Raw genomic sequence first — 20,423 nt, 5'->3', positions numbered from 1 at the left:
AAACTTGGAGTTGTTATGAGAGAGGCGCTAAGCGCCCCTCTCATAACAACCAACCACACGTTTAGAACAGCACCTACTCAACAGATTGGATCATGAGACTGATCAATCGGTTGAGATCTAACAAAAATGCCGTTTGGGTGCCCTCCTCGGTCTCAGCGATCGCAACCTGATTTGCAACACCCAGGTAATCCAAATGGCGATAGGAGGTCGGAAGCTCTCGTATGTTTTTGGGAGGCACCTCAACCAGAACTGGAGATTCGTAGAGGGGAATACCCAGGAGGTCAACGTCGGGCGATCGCAACGCGATTAAATAGTTGACCTCTGCCACCGACTGGTTGGAGAGGTAACGGCAGAGATCCAATATGGTAATCTCGTGGTCGTCAATATGAGCAATCCCTGCTAACGTCTTACCGCTACTGTAGATGGTCGTTTTTCCATAAATGTGTTGAATGGAATGGATATGGACTCCAAAGTAAATAGGTAAGTTGCCACTTAACACCTGTTGCCCAAAGTTGAAGAGAATGAGCTTCCGGTTGGGTTGCTGCCGTTCTGAGGAAGGCGTAACTGCACTGGATGGCGAGACAAGGGTTGATGTGGATTGAGGGGGGATCATGGGTGGAGTGATGAATTAGCTGCTGGAGTTAGCTTGAAGAAGTGTGCTGATTTGTGAGAGAAACTGCTGTTCGATATAAGGCTTTGTGAAGTAGTTTGTAGCGCCAAGATGCAGCGCAAGTTTACGGTGTTTTTCACCGGAACGTGACGTCAGCATGATCACTGGAATATTCAGCAGGTCAGGAGCTTGACGGCGATGAGTCAGAAATTCAAAGCCATTCATGGTTGGCATTTCAATATCACAAATAACCAGCCGAATTTGAGGATGTTGATGGAGCTGCTCTAACGCTTCCCGGCCGTCTCGGGCTTGCATGACTTGATAACCAGCTTTCTTTAAGGTAAGCGTGAGCATTTGCCGCATAGTGGCGGCGTCATCCACAATCAGGATAGTGGACGTTGTTTGAACGGGTTGAGCCGAGACTTTGGTAGGGGGGGCGATCGCCGTCAACCGATTACTCTGACGGTGGAGCAGTAGGGTCACCGCATCAACCACAGGAACCACAGAACCATCTCCCAGAATCGTACAACCATACAGATAGGTAGGGGCGGCGAGAGTATCGCTAAAGGGTTTGATAATCAGTTCTTGTTCTGTAATCAGGCGCTCCACCTGTAGGGCAAAGGGTTGATTACCTTGGCGAAGAATGAGCAAGGGGGCTGCCCATTCTTCGGGAGTCGGGACGGAGTTAAAGGACAGATTGGCTTCAACGGTTGGGAGAACGCAGTTAAACGGGAGCAAATCTTGCAAGGAATGGATAGGAATCACTTGGCGTCGCCAATAGAGGAAAGGTTGTGCGCCGGAGGTTTTAATATCACTAGGGTTAGGGTTGACGATTTCCTCAATACTGTCCGAAGGAATGGCAGCCAGGCTCGCCCCCGACCAGGTTAAGAGCAATTTGGAAATACTCAGGGTAAGAGGGATACGGAGGGTAAAAAGGGTTCCCTTTCCCGGTTTGCTGTTGACAGAAATGCTGCCCTTGAGCGATTGAATTTGCGCCCGCACAATATCCAACCCCACACCCCGCCCGGATAGCTCACTGACCTGCGATGCGGTGGAGAAACCGGGTTCAAAAATTAAATTCAATAGACGTTCATTGGAAACCGTTTTGGCTACTTCTGTCGTGAGCAAGCCATTGTCTATCGCTTTTGCCCGAATACGTTCAAAATTAATACCCCGTCCATCATCTTCTATTTCAATAACGGTACGGCTACCTCGATGATAAACCCGAATGTGAATACTTCCCTGCTCAGGTTTACCCTGCTGTTTTCGATCATCACTGGGTTCTATTCCATGGTCAAAGGCATTACGTAACAAATGCAACAGAGGATCGTAGAGCTTTTCCAAAACAACTTTATCAACCAATACTTCAGTTCCTGTCAGTTTAAGGGCAACAGGCTTTTTGTATTGGTAAGATAGCTCTTTAATTTGACGTGGAAAGCGGTTGAGAATGTTACCCAGAGGCAACATTCTGGCCCACATCAGTTCATCCCGCAACACGGTCAAAATTTGCCGCTGTTGCTCTAAACCGCGATCGCTCTGCTCAGCAAACAGGGTCACATCCTCGACAGCTTCATCCAATTGCTGGATAGATTCTGTTGCCTCCTGTAGCAAGTTGTAGACTTCGTTATAGCGATCGAGTTCCAGGGTATCAAACGCAGCCCGGTAGGATAGGTCGGTGCCTTTTTCCAGAATGATCGTGGGTACCGGCGATCGCTCCTGGGTTGCTGCCGAATAATTTTTCTGATAGCGTTCTGGGCTAACAAGCAACTTATTTAGATGTACCTGTAATTGGGTACCAATCGTTAAAAACTTGCCAAAGCGTCGCCGCAGTTCCTGCAAGGTTTCCTGAAGTTGTTCATTCTGCAACGATAAGCTGTTGCGGTTAATGGATAACTCCCCAAGCTGGTTGCTGATCCGTTCCAATTGATCCAGGTTTAGTCGTACAGAAATTTGGTTATTATTCGCCGTGTTTTGTGAGGGTTGGGCGCTATTCGTTTTGGCCGTCGTATTTGTAGCTTTAGTGGGATGAAGTTCAACCGGTGCTGGCTCTGACACAATGGGTAATTGGTCAAAGCTTTGCTGAATAGCAGCGATAGCCGACCCAACTAAATTTGTATGGCCTGTACCTGTTGATCCAACATTGCCCTGTTCATTGCTGGGCTGCTCTTCTGCACGAAGTGACTCTGTAGGAGGTGCCTCTACAAACAGAGCTTCTGGAGAGGATTCGGCTGCCGAGGTAAGTCCTTCCTCTAAAAAAGGCGGAGTGTTGTCAGGAATGAAGCCGCTCTCCAAATCCGTTACAGAGGTGGATAGAACATCGCTCTCGACAGCCTGGAGATCTTCCGCTGCAAAAACACTCTCCAATTCCGTCAACAAATCAGGCTCATCCGAACCAAAGGATGAGGTGTCCTGTAGACTGAAAACGCTTTCTAGATCCACCTCGCTCGCATCAAAGACTGAGGTATCTTGCAAATTGAAAACACTCTCCAAACCCGCATCATTTGGATTAGTAGTTGGAAGACCCTGGATGCTGAAAACGCTTTCCAGATCGACATCACCTGAATTCAAAACTGAGGTTTCCTGAGGGCTGAAAGCGCTATCCACATCCGCATCATCTGCAAAAGTTGGGGCATCTTCTACACCAAAAACACTCTCTAAATCTGTATCATCCGCAAAAGTTGAGGCATCTTCTACACCAAAAACGCTTTCCAGATTTGCATCACCCGAATCAAAGATTGAGGTATCCTCTATACTGAAAACGCTTTCCAGATTTGCATTACCTGAATCAAAAACTGAGGTGTCTTCTATACTAAAAACGCTCTCCAGATTTGCATCATCTGAATCAAAGACTGAGACATCCTGAGTGCTAAAAATGCTCTCCAAACCCGTATCATTTGGATCAAAGGTTGGCATATCCTCCGGATCGAAAACGCTCTCTAGATCCGTATAGGAGCGATCGCCACCTTCATTGGATAGAAAGCTTTCCGTACTGCTGAAGCAAGAATCATCGGGCACCGCATCCCTCAGAGCAGGCATTTCAAACCAGGATGGACCTTCATTAAAAAAGCCCGATGAGCCGAGCCACAGCTCATCGGACGGGATATCGTCAGGCGAGATGGGGTCTTCCTCCCCCTTGCTCTGAACAAAGCTTTGTAGAGCAGGGGAGGGGGTACCTCCTTGGGAGCGATCGCCCCCCAGAACCGCATGGTGTGCCGCCTTAAAGTTTTCCATTGCAATGGGAAACAACTCACTGGCACGATTGGGCTCCGCTTCCAGGGCAGCCAAAATGAGATGGGCAATCTGAGTCAGTCCGGGTAAATTAAAGAGTTCCGCAATTCCCTCAAACACCTCCGCCTGGGCACGCAGTTCACCTCCAATGAGTTGCTCATCCCCTTCGATTGATTCCAACCGCTCCAAAGCCTGGGCAACATCCGTTTCAAAGATGTTTTTGACGATATCAATTCCCATTTCAGCCACACTGGGCAGATGGTCTTCGCCAGTAATAAAGTCGGCCAGTCGCTCCTGGAGTTCGGCAAAAATGGGCTCAGCAGCCGTGAGGGCTGACTCCCCCTCCTCCCAGCGATCGCCTAACTGAATAGCTTCTAGCAGGGGATTACGAAGGCAATCATACGCTTGTAGGAAGAGCCGTTCTAAAGCTTCATCGACTTGCAAATCAGAGTTATAGAGACAACGAAAGTAATCTTCTAGCCGATGAGCGATGGTCTTAATCGCCTCTAAACCGACGTTGGCCGAACCCCCTTTAATGGTGTGGGCAGCTCGCATCAAGGCATGAACCCGTTCAACTGTACACTCCTGACGAATCTCCAGCAGTTCGGCTTCAATAATTTGCAACAGCTCAGGCGCTTCCTGCACAAAGAAAAGAAATGCTTCATCGCGGATGTCGGGATGGATTGCCATAGAGTCGCTCTGGTTCAGCTTTACTTGAAGCGGCCTTTCAAAAGTTTTGTGTCAGGTCTTCAATTTCACAAAAACTCTTAAATTTAGTTTTTGTGACCTTTTCAGAGTTTTTGTGGAAGCGAAAATCCCACAAAAACCCTGAAATTTAATTTTTAGTGTCCGATAGTCAACCCCTAAAAATTGACGTGGCACTAAGACGTGTTTGAGAACTGGCTGAAAAGCTCATTTTTGTGACACAAAGTGCACAAAAAAGTGACCTTTCAAGCAGATCCTAGTTCAACTTAAATTGTGAAACCGTAGTCTGGAGGTCTTGAGCCACACTTAACAAATCCTGGAAGGTTTCCAGTAGTGTGCTAGCCCGAACCGATGTATTGTTTGCTAGCCCTGCCACACTTGTAATGGTTTCAGATACCAGCGCTGAGTTTTCAGACTGGGCGATCGCCGCTTCTGTAATCGTCTGTACCAGCTGGCTAATCTGTTCACTCGCTTTCGCAATCTGATTCAAGCTCTGGCGAGTTTCTTCAACGAGTTGCGTCCCCGTAACAACCTGCTGTGTCCCTTCTTCCATTGCGGAGACCACTTCGTTGGTTTCCGTCTGAATGCTAGCCACCAACTGTTCAATTTCTGCGGTTGCTTTCGCGGATTGACGAGCCAGAGAGCGCACTTCGTCAGCAACCACTGCAAAGCCTCGGCCTTCTTCCCCAGCACGGGCGGCCTCAATGGATGCGTTCAACGCCAGCAAGTTGGTTTGTGCAGCAAAGGTGCCAATCAGGTTCACCACCTTGGAAATCTTTTGAGACGATTCCCCTAACTGTTTCACCTTCTTCGCCGTTTCTGCCACCGTCTCTCGAATTGCCATAATTCCTTCAACAGTACGGTTCATAGCAGCATCGCCCTGGATTACTGTTTCATTAGCAATACGTACCGCCTGTTGTGCTTCTTGAGCTCCCTGGGCCACCATCTGAATGGAACGGCTCATTTCTTCAATTCGATTGAGAGCTTGTTGTACTGAGTTTGCTTGTTGTTGTGCATCCCCTGTTAATTCGGTTAGGGAATCCTGGTTCTCCTCAGCAGCATGGGCTACCCGTACAGCTACCGATTGCACTTGAGCCACAATCCGTTTCAAACTGCTGATCGTTGCGTTGTAGGAGTCAGCGATCGTACCAATTTCATCTTCAGTCACGTTTGCTCGAATGGTCAGATCCCCTTCTCGAAGAGGGCTTACTTCCATCAGCAATTCCAAAGCTCGGTTTTGTAGAAATTCTTTAGCCTCCTGCTGTTGTCTTGCATATTCCGTTTGTTGTCGAGCCGCTTCCATTTGAGCGTTTAATTGTTCTCTAGCGGCTTCTTCCTGGCTCCTGAGCAGCTCTTTAACCCGTACGACCAGATTGTTGAAGGTTTGTGCCAGGGTTTGGCTTTCAATCGTTCCTTGTACCTGAGCTTGAATGTCAAGATCGCCCTCTGCTACCTGGCTTGCAGTATACGCCAGCTCACCCAGCGGTTGTGACAAACGACGTGCTAACACAATCACAGCGGCAACTGCAATGGCCGCCAAAATAGGAACCAAACTAATAAAAATCAGAGACAGTTGCCGCGCAGCGGTGGATAGCGCCTCTTCATCTACCGAGAGAACCATAATCCAATCGGTGCCAGGAATACTGGATAACTGCACCTCTCGTCCATCCGTTACAAAGGGTTCAGATAGAATAATTTCGGAGGACTTGGCTGAATTGGCTAAGGTTTGGCGGAAAGCATTGACCTTGCCCAAAACAGTATTGCCACCAATAATGCCTGTCTGTGTAATCACCCCAGTTTTGTCAATGGTTCTAAAAACTTCGTTTTTATCACTGAGAAACTGCAAGATGGGATCGCCCTTCTGACCCAGCGTTTCATGGAGCTGTTGGTTTCGAGCGGTCAAACTCTGATCAAAAACATCCGCTTCAACAATTCCACTTAAAACACCGACAAATCCATTTGTGCTGGGATCTGTCAGTATCATGCTGATCTCCATCCCTTCGGTTACCAGAGCCGTTCCATCTGTGACTGGACTGGTAATGTAAACACCTTTTTGTTTAGTTTGTTGCCACCACCCCTGGTCTGCATTGTAGAAGGCTTTAGGTAGACGGCTGGCTGCAACACTCATACCTTGACGGTTGGTAAAGAAGACTTTAGACAAACTGTCTTGTCTTTCCAAAACTTGTAAATACTGACTTAGAGCTGTACCTGATTGTAGGGTTCTCGTAGCTCTAAAACGGTATTCAAGCTGTGAAGCAGGAACTCGTGTGAGTCTTTGCGCGTCAACCTGTGTAGACGCTACACGTGCTGTTCCGTATATGAGCGGATTAACCGCGATGGATGACATCAATTCCAATTTGCGATTAATCTCTTTTGCAACAAGATCGGAGTTGTTGCTTGCCCTTGCTCTTAGTTCCTGGAGACTTCGATTAAAGGTATTTTGATAGGCAAAAACACTAGCAGCAATACCGCTAATAGCCAGGGGAATCAACGCCACTGGCAATACCGTGAGGAGCAACTGCCGCCGGAGGGTTAATCCCTTGAGTTGGGAAGCCTCCTCAATCGGGCCATCTGGTGGATCGTTCAAATTGTGATCCAAGAGATCATCCTCTGGCTCTTGCAGATGCTTAGAACGAGGGGGGGGAGGGGGGGGGACAGGCCGTAGTGGTGCGGGGGATGATTTTCCGTTGGGAGCCTTTGCAACGGATGCATTAATATTTTGAGTCATAGGTAAATCGGGGAGATGAGGAACAGTACCGGCACGGGCGCTGACTTTTGATGCGCTATGTGCATGGAAGACAAACTATAGGGAGGCAAGCCCCGATGAAACAGCAGAACCGAACGGCTGCCCCTCAAACAGGGGAGTTATGTCCAGGGCTAAAAGCATTTCACCATCGGTGCCGAGGGTGTAGCCTCTTAGAAAGGGAACCAGATGAGGTGTAATAACCGCAGGTGGAGGTGAGGCAATATCGGATGGATCACACCAGTGCAAATCATCCACCGTGCGCACAGCCAACCCCAAGCGTGCTGATGAACCCGATCGTTGAGGTTGTGCCACCAGAACCATGTAGGATGACAGCACCGTTGAGTGTTGATGGAGCGATCGCACCCCCAATAATTGCCCCATGTCGACAATCCAGAGAATCTCACCACGCCAGTTGTAAACCCCCAACACCCAGGCAGGCATATCGGGAATCGGGACAACTTGAGCAGACGCCAGGGTTAACACCTCCGTCAGTTGTTCGACGGGTAGCATGGCGTGGGTGCGATCGTCGACGGGGAAGCGAAGAAACTGTAAGGTTCCCCGCTGTGATTGATCAACCTGCGTTAAATATTCCAGCTGATTAAGCATCAACGGAATAACAAACTGTTCTGACATCTGGCCCCCAGGTGGGAATAGATAAGCCCATATGGTAGAAAAGCACCCTGGGGAAAGGATTTGAAAAGTTGATTGACTACATACCTTGTGCAGGAGCAATCATTCTGGCACTTTTCAAACATCTCCAATAAGTGGCCATTGCTAGAGGTTGGGTTAAGAGACAGCGAAACCCAACTAGAACGCACTACTGTCGGGTTTCACGGTCTCTTAACCCAACCTACCCAGATAGCCAAAATGTACAAGCAGGATAGGCATTGCCCAGCATCTACTACACGATCTACTAATATTTCAACCTACAGAAGTTAGGTGGGCAATGCCCACCTAACTCAAAATTCGACTAAATTAGTTTTTGAACGCTTCTGATCAGTTCATCAGTGTCAATGGGTTTGGCAAGATAAACATCGGCTCCCTGCTGCATACCCCAATATTTATCCATCTTGCCCCCTTTTGTGGAGCACATAATGATAGGAATTTTCTGAGTGGCATCTTCCTCTTTCAAATCACGGCAAAGTTCAAAACCACTGCGATCGGGCAACACCACATCTAATACAATGAGATCTGGTTTTTGCGCGGCAATACGCGCCTTTGCCTCTTCTTCACTACCAGCTGTAACCACTGAAAATCCAGCCTGCTGAAGTGAACTCTTAGCTACTTGTAGATCAGTCATAGAATCATCAATGACAAGAATCGTACCCATATTATCCCTCCCAAGATAGACGATTAGGTGATTTCCAGTAATTACAAAAACTCGATAATAGAATACCCAAAGAAGCGGCAAAAACTACAATAGCTTTTGCACAGTTTTGAGTAATTCTTCTGTTTGAATTGGCTTTGCAATATATGCATCAGCACCCTGCTGCAAGCCCCAATACCTATCCATCTTAGTACTTTTGCTTGAACACATTACAACAGGAATTTTCTTGGTTTTTTCTTCACCTTTTAGGGCACGGCATAGCTCGAAACCACTACGATCAGGTAATACAACATCAAGGACAATCAAATCGGGTTTTTGATTAGCAATTTGTGCTTTTGCCTCCTGTTCACTACGAGCTGTCACGACTAAAAAACCTGCCTGCTGCAAAGAAATTTGAGTGATATGAAGGTCAGTCATAGAATCATCAACAATTAGAATTGTGTTCATCATAGGTCTCTGTTCACAGCTGACTTCTTTAATAACAAGGGTTGTGCATCTTCCTCAAGAAGGTATTTATTAAGAGCTGCCATTAACTGGGTATAGTTAACACTTTTACTTAAAAAGTCAGTTGCTCCCACTAACTTCGCACGCACACGATCGACGATGCCATCATTACCTGTGAGGATAACAATCGGCGTTTCACGAAAAGCAGATATACGACGAAGCTGACTGCAAATCTCATAGCCATTTGTGTTGGGCATCAGGAGATCGAGCAAAATCAGTTGTGGTTTCTGAGTTAATAGGGTTGGAATAGCCCGTAGTGGATCTTGAATGGCAAGAAACCGATAACCTGCTCGTGTCACTACTTTTTCAAGGGTATTGCAAACCCAGGCACTGTCATCAACACAGACAACTAGCGCTTGCTTTGGCTTCGGAACCTGAGCAGGTTCGGGTTGGCTAGCTCGTGGGGGGATGACAGGAGGCAAGGATTTTGGAATAGTAGGAGGCAGGAAGTCAGGCAGATCCACTAGCTCAATGATGCCTGTTTGTATGTAAGGAAGGAGCGATCGCATTACATCAATGGGCGATCGGTTTGTCATCGTAACGGCATCCCAGAGGGTACGTTGCCCATTAAAGAGCTCAATCAACGTTTTATAAACTTTGGACGAGGTATCCTGCTTCAATCTTTCGCTATCCCGAATCACGGGTGCAAGATTCATTGAGTAGATCTCAAGATGGGCCTCCTGCCATCGCTTCCAGAGAGGACGTTGGTGTTCTAATAATTGGGCTGGATCGATGAGCCCTAATTGCTTCTGAATGAGCAGATCTGTTTGCATCCTATGTTTGATCGGTTCATGATGAGCAACATCAAAGAAGATTTCACTCAAGATCCCATGAATAACTTTGGAGACCTGGGCCGGAGTCAAATAGGACCTTCTGACTAGATACAGAAGAAACTCATACTCCCAGCAAGATACAGAATCATGGTCAATTTCTCCCTGCAACTTCCTTACAGCATCCGAAGTCAGTTCATCTGATGCTTTGAAGAGGTGGCGGTAAAGCCTCCTGACGGAATGCTGCCCCCCGGTACCGTAGAGCAAACGCCCTAAAAATATGTAGAACGTCCACTGCTCATCGCCGTCACTAGAAAGCAACAGCTGACCTGTGAATTGCTTCTTTTTTAGCGTAACGAGCGACTCAAAAGTGTAAGACATTACCGCCAACTGCTTGCTAAGGGATACACAACGTTTCACGAAGATGCAGGAATCACTGACGTCACTTTGCCATGGAAACAGAAAGAAACAGAGGTTGTGAAAAATTCCCAAACGGAAGAAATATGTTGAGAAAACATTGGCAAAGTACTTAGTGTTATAAGGGGGTGATGTTTACAGATAGGCTAATTACCTGGGGATACGGGATACAGGTCTAAGTTCGGTGTTATGGAAAACCAATTTGTACGAACAAGCGAAAGCGCAGGGTTAAGCCAATTCACTGAGATGCTTTTAGCCTGCTTTCTCATAGCTTTTATAAACTTTTGGAACGCATGTAGAAGTAAGCCACTACTTGAGTGCAAGCTCACGTCTCTTTAACGTAAACGTTGATATAACATCAAAAAAGAGGGTTTAGTACTGCCGTGCAGGCCGTGGCATGATGCAAAAGGGCATAGCCCTTGACCCTTAACTGAGAAGTAGGAAGGGGAATTTTTACTGGAACTTTAGATGGAATAGGTTGAACACCTCTTCCGTAGAAGAATGAGTTCAATCTGGTTGCCAAACTAACAGTTGCTTAACTCTTAGGAACCTCCCACAATAGCTAGAGATTTCTAAGGTTTTCAACTCCAGGTCACAAAAGCCTGTCGATCGATTATTCCAGGCTCTATAAACAGCATATTACCGCTATCCGGTGAGTGAATACCCATTCGAATAAATAATGGGTTTACGCGCAATTCCCCAGATTCCTTAAAAGCTTCAGGTAGATTCCCTACAGATGATAGGTCAAGTAGAAACACAAAGGTAGATAGACCGATTCAGCATTCCTGCAGGAACTAATAGATATGATAGAACATTCTCCGGAAGGAGCATCTCCGTGGAATTCCTTAATCAACAATAGAATTACCTAGAATAAGCATAGAGTATTCCACGTATTACAACATCCAAGCATTGAAAAATGCCCAGATAATCTTGAAAAAACTGTTTTCCGCCAAAAAATATGCACAAAAATTAATAATTCAATTATTTACCGGCGAACAATCCGGCTGTTCCGATGGTATGTGGGTCAGAGTAGAGTAGTGAGCGTTAGAGCATTAGAAAAACACAGATTAACCACGAAAAATAAGCTTCTCAAATACCTCCGACTCGAATTAGTTATAGCTTTGTTCATGTGTGTCATTAGCTCGGACAGTTTTTCTGAAACTCCTGATTTTGCCTATGTTTCGCGTACGCAAAATCAGGAGTTTCAGAAAAACTGTCTAGAGTATGGGTTAATTTTCTGTACTTTGAGAACAAAAAGCACTCTTCTGGATTATGTTCTTCTCTCATATCTCACCGGCTTGGAAAATGCTGTGAATCGTGTCTGAGAAATATTAGCCGTTCTGCCCAAGCACGGATTTGAGTCGACCTGTGCTCAAACATAAGCTCAGATACGCTTCATACCAGTGTTCAAGATCTCGGTTCTTGGGACAACCATTCCGTAGCCAAATATAATAGGCGGCTTCACGAACCAGGGCTTCGTCTGGTGCGTTTGAGTAAAACCATTCACACATACCTGTTCTCGCATCATAGGGCAAGGCTGCAAATGCATCTCGTCCTGGTGAAGGTTGTGTGTGACGGTAGCATTCGGTACACAATGGGCACCCATGTCCAGGGCAGTACAACAGCATCGTGAGATCTCTAGTTAAAATTTTGGGTCTACTCTCATCTTGCCCCTTTCAGGACACGCATCCTGCTCGTCACCTTACACCATGTTAGGCAGTGCCGAACGTTGTATCTATGGGTTGAGCAGATGCACAAAAGATATATTTCCTTACGGATATAGAAGCAGCAGAAGGAGGGAGCGATATAGGTGTAACTTTTGCATTCACGTGCTTCTGAAAGAGAACTGTCCTCTTCTTTCTCGGAAAAATTGTAGTACGTTCTTGACTTTTGTAGTATACTTGTAGCATGACATGAGATACAAAGGACTTAATCCATGAATCTCACCCAATTCACAGAAAAGGTTAAGCCTCGAAGTTTTCAGAGGCCTATGGCGTTGCTGCTTCTAATATCTGCCGGCAATAGCAACCTGAATCCTAAAAACTGAACCACTATCTTGGAGTAATTTTTACCCTAGGGCTTAGTTATTGCAGCGTAACCCAATGGCTAAGGCACTCGGCTCATAACCGAAGATATGTGGGTTCAAATCCCACCGCTGCGACCTATGCACAGATGGTGTAACGGTAGCACCAGGGTCTTCAAAACCTTTTGTCCGGGTTCAAATCCTGGTCTGTGTGTTGTCGTGCCCTGACCGAAGAAGCTTACATACCTGCCCAATGGACAAGGCAACTGTTTCCCAAACAGTTCATTGCAGGTTCGAATCCTGCGTATGAAACAACAGCTTCTTCAACTTGCACGGCATTTCTCATGAACTGGAGAACTGTGATTAATTACATTTCTTCAGTGATATCTAATATTCGCAGGAAAAGAGCGATCGCTACACGGGCGACTCTTTCTTCCATTGTTTTGCTAATGAGAGGTGATAGAAATGGTTCACATTCGATTTGAGGGGCGATCGCTCGATCTATCGGAAACCCAACTGGGGATCACGACAGGCATGCATGATACAGCTGTGAAAGAGCGTATCTCGAGACATCTGGATGTTAATGTTAATCGGCTTTCTATCTATGTGATCGATCGCCGCCCCAGTGGTGATCTGATCGTCCGGCCTGAGGCTGTATACGGCTGATCAATCTTTTGTAAGTTGATTCATTCTCATTAGTTCGGACAGTTTTTCTGAAACCCTTGATTTTGCGTGCGCTTCGCGCACGCAAAATCAAGGGTTTCAGAAAAACTGTCCAGAGTATTGATTGATTCTGAATCAACTTACAAAAGAGAAGGTTTAATGTCTCACGGTGTTTCCGATATGGAAAACTATCACTTAGGTGTAAACCTTCTATGGGCAGGAATATGGTTAAAGTCGCAACAATCAACATTCTATTCGACTTGACAGAATGGATACAACGACGGGAAGCATTGGCCGACGGGCTTGCAGCGGAAAAGGCTGATGTGATTGCTTTGCAGGAAGTCAAATTACCAGAAAACACAGGAGCCTGGCTGGCAGAAAAACTAGATATGCCCTACATGTACCTCACTCCTAAAAGCAGCCCTGAAGGACATCCTGTTAAGGAGGGAATTGCAATCCTTAGTCGCTATCCGTTTGTACAGCAGGACATGATCGCTTTGCAGAGCCAGAACCGAGTCTCTCAATATGTTCAGATTACTGTGAATGAGCAACCGTTGGTCTTCTGCAATGGCCATTATTACTGGTACCCTGGCCCTCATCCAGACCGTGACTTGCAAGTGCAGCAGGTTTTGGATTGGCTAGGACAACTTCCCTCAGAACTTCCTGTTATTGCCGTGGGAGACTTTAACGGAACACCTGATACGTCAGCGATCGCCCTCATGCGGCAGCATTTTACCTCTGCCTATGCTGCATATCACGGCCAGGAACCAGAATATACCTGCCCAACGCCTTTAGTGCGCCGGAACTGGGAAAAAGTACTCTGGCACGCCTGGCGCAATTTGCGGTTCAATCACACCCTCCGTCCCTGGCGAGGCACATTAGACTACATCTTCATTAATCAACACTTGCGGGTCAAGGATTGCCAATTGATTCTGAATCAACCCGCCCCAAACAGCCGTACTCTTTATCCTTCTGACCATTTCGGCATCGTGGCTGACTTAGAAATTTTACGTTAGAGCACAAAAGCGGATGGTGAGTGGGTTAAACGTACCAAAACTCTTTACTCATTCACCCATCCAATGATCAAGATCCACACCTTTTGCTAATTCTGAAGTACAGTTGCGATCGCTCCAATCTCTAGCCACATTGATTGGGCCATGGCTGATGGCTCTCATTACACCAGTGCGATCGCCAGAGATAACCGTACCGTAGTTAACCTCAGTTTGGGTTAAGGACTTTTTCGAGGGGCGCGCAAGGCGCGCCCCTCAAAAAAGCCCATTTAGTCGTGCGCATAGCACACGACTAAATGGGCTCTTGGGCTTATCCCAAATTGAGGTTAGTTAGTTCTGATATCTGCTTACAACGCTTTTCAAGCGCTAAAGTCTGGTTGTTTTTGTGAGAACCGCGCTCCGCCTGACTCTCACAAAAACAACCGTGGCCATTCAAGCGCAAAACGCTGTAAGTGGGCACGATCGCGACTTCAAGCTGCAATCGTTAATCGGTATGGTACCCAAATTTTAGGCCAGAAGAATTGGGCCCGTTGGCTGGATACCAGCGGCTTTGATCGCGGTTAGAGCGGCCTCCGCGAGATGGCGATGGGCAGCAGTCGTAGGATGAATACTATCCCAAAATAGAAATTGCTCGGGGTTTCCAGCAGGGCGAGTACCCGCTAAGCAAGCTTGAGTGACCTGAGCAAAACCAAACGCTGCGGGTTGGGCGATCGCCTCCTCATACAGCTTATAAGCATCCATGGCTGCAATTTGCAGATGGGAGTGTTGTTGTTGCAACTGTTTGAGTGCACGTCGCAACGCCACATTATGGGCCTCAGACAAGCGGCTCAGTAAGCTAGAGTTACCGCTGAATCGGGTAGCCGGTAAATGACCTAAATCGGGTAGGTTTGCTACTAAAATCCTTTGGGCACCCAGGCTAGACAGGGTAGCGATCGCCTCTACGATATTCGCAACCGGACGCGTTGTATCGTTGACACCCTGGAGATAGTCATTTGCTCCAGCCCATAAGATGTAAAGAGCCTCGTTATCAGCCTGACGCTGCTTTTGCTTAAAGGCTTGCACCTGAGCCAGAAGGCCAGGCACCATGCTGCCATCATTAGCTGTTGTCGCCCCGCCACAGGCTGCATTATTGACGTGCTCAATGGAAAGGCGATTGGCCAGGTATTCAACCCAGACCAGACCATTAGAATAACGCCCTTGAAAATAGGGTGGATCAGACGGATACATCCCTCCTGTCGCTCGGAACACAGTTCCGGTATCAGAAAGACTGTCTCCAAAAACGTAGAGTTGCTTCATGACTTTGGGGAGGCTAATGATAAACGGGCTCTGATAAACAATAGCGGCTGACATTTACAGTATTTTAGGAATGTAGCGGCTATTTTATTTCTACAAAGTGACGGATCAAATTATTTTTGCTACTAAACGCGATCGCTCTGCACTGCTCTAGTAAATGATTTCAGTACAATCTAAGGCCATCTCATCTAAGGTAGCAAACCTATCGATGCAACTAGTTTCGGTTCCCTATGATGTTGGAGTGTGGATTGCCCTACGTTGAATGGGACTAAAACTGTGGACAAGAATACTCACACACCATCATGTTGTAAAAGTGAATATGAGCCCTTAGCTGGGACAAAACCTCTATTCTGTTGCGATGGCTAAGCCACCGCAACAGAATAGAGGTTTTAGAGGTAGTTTATTTTTCATCCTGTCTTGAGATATGAGCCATGCTTTAAGTGCGTAATTTTTGGTGATGGAAAGGGCTTTTGTATTCCTTTCAGAAGCACAAACCGCATGTCTAGGGAATGCTTTAAAGCTTGTCAGAAAAACTATTTTTTGTACGCTTTGTACACGGAAAAATAATTCTTACAACAGTTCCCAAGGAATTGGATGTGTCTGGTATTTATCGGCTTCTTATCCTTCAAAAGAACAATGCCAACAGTCTTTGAATGCTCTAACGTGTGCATAGGTTTGACGGCTAAAATGCATCCTTTGTTAAAGCGATTTCATCACTGATATAAGTGCTCAAGTCGCTTAATTTACAGTTTGAGGTACTTTTATGGCACTCGAAGAACAAATGGACCATGAAGCGGCACAACAGAGCGAACAGTGATTCAAGCTCTGGGCAACTTAACCACGGCTTCTTTTCAAACTGGACACGCCGAGGTTTTCTGCGCTTTGGAGTGTACTTTGCCCTACCGATCGCTATCTCTACCCCTATCCATTGTGTAGAACAAACTCAATCTGTTATGAAAACATTAAAGCGAGCAAGTTCAGGGGCAGTAGGGCGGTTGCAGACACGCCCTGCACAGCCTACCGAAGCCGGAGCAACAGGGCTTCATCCCCTCCAACTAGATGGCCAGCGGGATGGTTGGATTTATGTACCTCCTACCTATCAAAACAATCAACCGGCCCCTCTAGTGCTCATGCTGCATGGTGCTGGTGGTGATGCCGAGGGTGGACTCAGGATTATTCGGCCCCTTGCAGATAACTTAACGGCGATTGTGTTGGCTGTAGATTCACGGCGACAAACCTGGGATGTAATTATCAACCAATATGGGCCAGACATCGCATTTATTGACCAGGCTTTAGCGCAAACATTTAGCCGTTACGCTATCGACCCGAGCCGGATAGCGATCGCTGGCTTCTCGGATGGGGCGTCCTATGCCCTTTCTGTGGGCATCACCAATGGTGATCTCTTCACACACATTCTCGCCTTTTCACCGGGTTTCATGGCTCCTGCGGCCCAGGTAGGGGAACCTCGTGTGTTTATTTCCCACGGCCAACATGATACGGTGCTGCCCATTGATCGATGCAGCCGCCGCATTGTTCCACAGTTACAACAGAGTGGCTACGACGTGCGGTACCAGGAATTCGATGGGCCTCATACGGTTCCGACAGCCATTGCCCAGGAAAGTATGACATGGTTTATGGCTTAGAAATGCTATTGCATAAACCCCAGAATTTTATGTAGGACGTGCAGTAAATCGCATCTTTTACACAAGACTCTGGGATTTATGGTGTGCGAAATTGGTTCGAGGAGTCACAATTCGATGATGGGCGATCGCTTAACGAAGAAGCAACTAGATTTACCAAGCTATCGAACACTTTATTTAGAAGGGGGCGATGCATCTGGCTCAGCTCCTATTTTGTTTTTACACGGTTGGGGCATGACCACAGCCCCCTACCGTAGAAGCCTAAATTTACTATGCCAGCACTACCGAGTCATTGCACCTGATCTGCCGGGCTTTGGAAAAGCTAAGTATCCTCAATATCTGACCCATCATCTTAGTTATGTTGAACCGCTTATTTCCCTTCTAGATGCCCTGAGTCTTTCCAAAGTCCACCTGGTGGGGCACTCTGGAGGGGGGGCTGTGGCGATCGCTCTGGCAGCTACTCATCCGTCACGGGTAAGCAGTCTCGTCCTGACTGACAGCACAGGTATTCCGCTAGGTTCTTTCCCTAAAGTTCTTTTGCTACGAGTTCGCGAACTCCTCCTAGAAATTCCTAAAATCAAACCCATCCCATTGCTGAAATTTGTATATGCTTTGCTTTACAACGGCGTCTTTAACACCGGCAATGTTTTGAAAGCAGCGCAATTAGCCCTACAGCGAGATCTACGACCACTTTTACCCCAAGTTCAAGCACCAACTTTAGTGTTATGGGGAGGGGGCGATCGCTTTATCCCATTGCAAATGGCCTACGAGTTTGCAGAACACATTCCCCATGCTAAATCAATCATCGTTGAGGGCGAGTATCATGAATGGGCTATGCTTCGCCCTGAAAAGTTTGTGCCGTTGGTTCTTAGCTTTTTAGATGAGGTAGAAGGAATTAAGGACAGCTCAAGCGATCGCGGTGCTTCATTAATCTAGCTTCACGCCATAAGAGACTTGATGCATCCACCAAACCGATTGGGTATGAACATGGGCGAATCCAGAAGACTGTAACCAGGCCGTCATGTCTCCATCCGCATACTCAGCAGCGTAGGGCTCCTCAAAAATTGGGTTCACCCAGTTCACTCGACGTAGAAAAAGTTGGTTGCCATCCATGATGGCAATCTTGCCACCTGGCTTTAATAGACGGTAGCTCTCTTGCAAAATAGTTCTTGCAGTCGTGCTGGGTGTTTCATGAAAAAGCAAAGAAGCAGTAATTAGATCAAAGGAACAATCGGGGAATTGGGTCTTTTCCGCATTGCCTTGTAGAAATTGAATGTCGGCTCCTTCCTGTTGGGCTTTAGTGGCTGCCATAACTAGCATATAAGGTGACAAATCTAAGCCAATCACTTTAGCAGACGGAAACGCTTGTTTAAGCAACAATGTCATGGAGCCTGTGCCACAGCCCAAATCTAAAATATGCTGAGGTTTTTCACGAATTTTATTGATTAAGGTACGACGAACCAACTGTTCGTTAGGAAGCAATAAACAAGGGCTAACTAGATCATAAGAAACAGCGGCTTCAACACTTAGATAACCGTTTTTAATACTATGGAAATTTTGATCCTTGTAGTAGGTCGGATAACTTATACCTGGGTGACGGAAGCGATCGCTCTCCTTTTGCCAATCACGGCTTTTATACCATTGAAGCGGATCCTGTTCAATCAACGATTGCAGCAGATTAGAGGAGAAGAGACCTTGCAGCATAATGCAGTCTTAAGAGAACTTAATAATAGCGTTCAATATTAATGCTGACGGTTCTCATTGCCTGTTTTATCTCTCGAAAGTAAAGGCTGTTTATATTCCTATCTAATGAAAGAGAAAGAGTGTTGTCATTTTTTTATTGCTGGTTAAAAGTTAATTTTTTCGTACGTTTTGCACAGGAAAATAATCTTTGAAGTAGGCTCTAGCATAAGCCTCGTAACGTACACCACCCGAAGAATCAAATCGCTCATTAGATAGAGAAAAATTTAGCGATCGCTAGCTTTGCGCCAGAGGACAAATAGGGCTGAACTACTTAAACTGGCCACAGAACCACTATGAGGAAATAATTATGCCCACTGAAAAAGATGATGAATCCCTTGGTCTAGAGCAGCTTCCTCAGACCGAATTGGACTCTGTACCCGGTGCGGGTGAACAGCCAGATCCTGATACGGATAAGATGTTTCGGAACAATTCCGCTAATGCAGAGGCCGAGAAGCCGGGCAGTGTAAAACCTTCAACAGATGATGCTCAAGCGGAATGAGTGTTGTCCCGGCCTTATACGTTTTACGCTACTAAGGAGATTTCGAGAAACAATATCCCCATTATTTGGAAAAAAGGCGCGGCTAAGCCGCGCCTTTTTTCCAAATAATGGGGAAGTTCTTACCTGGAAATCTCCTAAGGGCCTATTAAACATAAAGCTGTGCCACCCACTGAGTGGGCGGCACAGCTTTATGTTTAATACGGAAGCACCCATCTTTATATATGCTCGGCAGACAAAAATAGGCATCCAGCTTATCTTGAACGGCTTGATTCAACGCCTACTCAGCAGATCCTTAGAATCGATTGCGAGCGCGACCACCGACCAGTTCTCGCTCATGTTCACGAAGTTCTCGGTTCGTAGGTGTTTTGAATCCGAAATAGGCTGCAATTAACGCAGTTAACGCATGGAGCCAAACATCATTACCAAAGATGGGAATCAGGCCAAACGTTGTATTAAGGACAGGTAGCAATCCCATGATGGCAAGCACACCATAAAAGATAGCTAAACCCCGACTGTAATTTCGGGATTGAACATAGCTACGAAATACAGAAACTCCCCAAATTCCTACAGCTAAATGCACCAAGTTGTGCAGAATATTGACAGGGAACGTTGACAGTAGGTAACCATAACCAGCACCAACAGCAACATCAGGCCCCCCTGGCCCAGGAGTTGCAACCATACCCGGAATAAATCCGGAAAGGCCAACGATGATATAGAGAATACCGCTGATTAGGGCAAAATTGCGCGCGCCCATAATACTGAATGCTCCTTATGAAAAGGGATTAGAAATGAAAAGACAGTTTATATAAGGTTTACTAACTAGTAACAAAATCTCAATGCATTTAACTACCCATCAAAGGATTGGGCTAGCCGACATTCAACGCTGATTCTAAATAGCTGGCAGCTTTCGATATTGCAGCTTATAGTTTCTAACTCGGCTTGAGTTCGTTGAATTTCCTGGTCTAGATGTTGCAAAGCATTTTTAACCACCTTAGGGAAGGGCAGTTTTAACGAGAAGAATCGTATTCTTTTCTGCTCGACTTGGATTCTCAGCCTGTTCTTATAATTCAATAGTAATTCTTGCTCCTGTAAAGTCTCGCTGAATAAGTAATTCAGCTCAAGGATGGCGCGATCGCATTCCAGCAGTTGGGCCTGTAAGGTCTCAATATCCATCGTCTGGCTGTTCTGTTGAAATAGTAATACTCATGTTGTATGAACTTTTTGATAGTTGAGCAGGAACCATTC

General features: G+C 46.4%; 16 protein-coding genes and 2 tRNA genes. 7 read left to right on the top strand and 11 right to left on the bottom strand.

The window, feature by feature from the left end; all coding sequences use genetic code 11:
* Positions 1-73: 73 nt before the first annotated feature.
* From H6F91_RS02350 to H6F91_RS02320, 7 genes are all read right to left on the bottom strand, one after another.
* The gene (locus tag H6F91_RS02350) at positions 74-613 is read right to left on the bottom strand and encodes a hypothetical protein (protein WP_190774450.1); all 540 of its coding nucleotides are present in this window, start codon (positions 611-613) and stop codon (positions 74-76) included.
* Between the two features lie 15 nt (positions 614-628).
* On the bottom strand, positions 629-4,528 hold the full coding sequence (locus tag H6F91_RS02345; protein WP_190774451.1) for a hybrid sensor histidine kinase/response regulator: 3,900 nt from the start codon (positions 4,526-4,528) through the stop codon (positions 629-631).
* Between the two features lie 271 nt (positions 4,529-4,799).
* On the bottom strand, positions 4,800-7,271 hold the full coding sequence (locus H6F91_RS02340; protein WP_199307596.1) for a HAMP domain-containing methyl-accepting chemotaxis protein: 2,472 nt from the start codon (positions 7,269-7,271) through the stop codon (positions 4,800-4,802).
* A 75-nt stretch (positions 7,272-7,346) separates the two neighbouring features.
* Positions 7,347-7,922 (bottom strand): chemotaxis protein CheW, encoded by a 576-nt coding sequence (locus tag H6F91_RS02335; protein WP_199307595.1) that lies wholly within the window; start codon positions 7,920-7,922, stop codon positions 7,347-7,349.
* A gap of 337 nt (positions 7,923-8,259) precedes the next feature.
* Positions 8,260-8,619, bottom strand: coding sequence for a response regulator (locus H6F91_RS02330; RefSeq protein ID WP_190774452.1), 360 nt, complete (start codon positions 8,617-8,619; stop codon positions 8,260-8,262).
* An 84-nt stretch (positions 8,620-8,703) separates the two neighbouring features.
* Entirely contained in the window at positions 8,704-9,066 is a 363-nt protein-coding gene (locus tag H6F91_RS02325) for a response regulator (RefSeq protein WP_347280002.1), read from the bottom strand.
* On the bottom strand, positions 9,063-10,271 hold the full coding sequence (locus tag H6F91_RS02320) for a response regulator (protein WP_190774453.1): 1,209 nt from the start codon (positions 10,269-10,271) through the stop codon (positions 9,063-9,065). The genes H6F91_RS02325 and H6F91_RS02320 overlap by 4 nt, the downstream gene beginning before the upstream one ends.
* A gap of 2,124 nt (positions 10,272-12,395) precedes the next feature.
* Here H6F91_RS02320 and H6F91_RS02310 point away from each other — a divergent pair.
* From H6F91_RS02310 to H6F91_RS02295, 4 genes are all read left to right on the top strand, one after another.
* Positions 12,396-12,468 (top strand) — tRNA-Ile (locus H6F91_RS02310).
* 102 nt (positions 12,469-12,570) lie between these two features.
* Positions 12,571-12,641, top strand: a tRNA-Gly gene (locus H6F91_RS02305).
* A gap of 154 nt (positions 12,642-12,795) precedes the next feature.
* Positions 12,796-12,996 (top strand): hypothetical protein, encoded by a 201-nt coding sequence (locus H6F91_RS02300; RefSeq protein WP_190774455.1) that lies wholly within the window; start codon positions 12,796-12,798, stop codon positions 12,994-12,996.
* Between the two features lie 221 nt (positions 12,997-13,217).
* On the top strand, positions 13,218-14,009 hold the full coding sequence (locus tag H6F91_RS02295; RefSeq protein WP_190773976.1) for an endonuclease/exonuclease/phosphatase family protein: 792 nt from the start codon (positions 13,218-13,220) through the stop codon (positions 14,007-14,009).
* Positions 14,010-14,510: 501 nt separating this feature from the next.
* Here H6F91_RS02295 and H6F91_RS02290 read toward each other — a convergent pair.
* Entirely contained in the window at positions 14,511-15,353 is an 843-nt protein-coding gene (locus H6F91_RS02290) for an SGNH/GDSL hydrolase family protein (RefSeq protein ID WP_190773975.1), read from the bottom strand.
* A 731-nt stretch (positions 15,354-16,084) separates the two neighbouring features.
* Here H6F91_RS02290 and H6F91_RS02285 point away from each other — a divergent pair.
* Both H6F91_RS02285 and H6F91_RS02280 read left to right on the top strand, forming a co-directional pair.
* The gene (locus H6F91_RS02285; RefSeq protein WP_199307593.1) at positions 16,085-16,939 is read left to right on the top strand and encodes an alpha/beta hydrolase-fold protein; all 855 of its coding nucleotides are present in this window, start codon (positions 16,085-16,087) and stop codon (positions 16,937-16,939) included.
* A 114-nt stretch (positions 16,940-17,053) separates the two neighbouring features.
* Positions 17,054-17,872, top strand: a complete 819-nt coding sequence (locus tag H6F91_RS02280) for an alpha/beta hydrolase (protein ID WP_190773974.1) — start codon at positions 17,054-17,056, stop codon at positions 17,870-17,872.
* Here H6F91_RS02280 and H6F91_RS02275 read toward each other — a convergent pair.
* Positions 17,864-18,640, bottom strand: coding sequence for a class I SAM-dependent methyltransferase (locus tag H6F91_RS02275; RefSeq protein ID WP_190773973.1), 777 nt, complete (start codon positions 18,638-18,640; stop codon positions 17,864-17,866). The genes H6F91_RS02280 and H6F91_RS02275 overlap by 9 nt on opposite strands.
* Before the next feature lie 346 nt (positions 18,641-18,986).
* On the opposite strand from H6F91_RS02275, the gene H6F91_RS02270 reads away from it, so the two are divergent.
* The gene (locus H6F91_RS02270; RefSeq protein WP_190773972.1) at positions 18,987-19,178 is read left to right on the top strand and encodes a hypothetical protein; all 192 of its coding nucleotides are present in this window, start codon (positions 18,987-18,989) and stop codon (positions 19,176-19,178) included.
* 292 nt (positions 19,179-19,470) lie between these two features.
* Here H6F91_RS02270 and H6F91_RS02265 read toward each other — a convergent pair whose 3' ends face one another.
* Both H6F91_RS02265 and H6F91_RS02260 read right to left on the bottom strand, forming a co-directional pair.
* Positions 19,471-19,932, bottom strand: coding sequence for a DUF4383 domain-containing protein (locus H6F91_RS02265; protein WP_190773971.1), 462 nt, complete (start codon positions 19,930-19,932; stop codon positions 19,471-19,473).
* A 92-nt stretch (positions 19,933-20,024) separates the two neighbouring features.
* Positions 20,025-20,351, bottom strand: coding sequence for a hypothetical protein (locus H6F91_RS02260; RefSeq protein WP_190773970.1), 327 nt, complete (start codon positions 20,349-20,351; stop codon positions 20,025-20,027).
* Between the last annotated feature and the right edge of the window lie 72 nt (positions 20,352-20,423).

It is taken from the genome of Leptolyngbya sp. FACHB-8, from assembly GCF_014695575.1.
Lineage (GTDB): Bacteria > Cyanobacteriota > Cyanobacteriia > Elainellales > Elainellaceae > Vacuolonema.
This window is presented reverse-complemented; position numbering and strand designations above follow the sequence as displayed.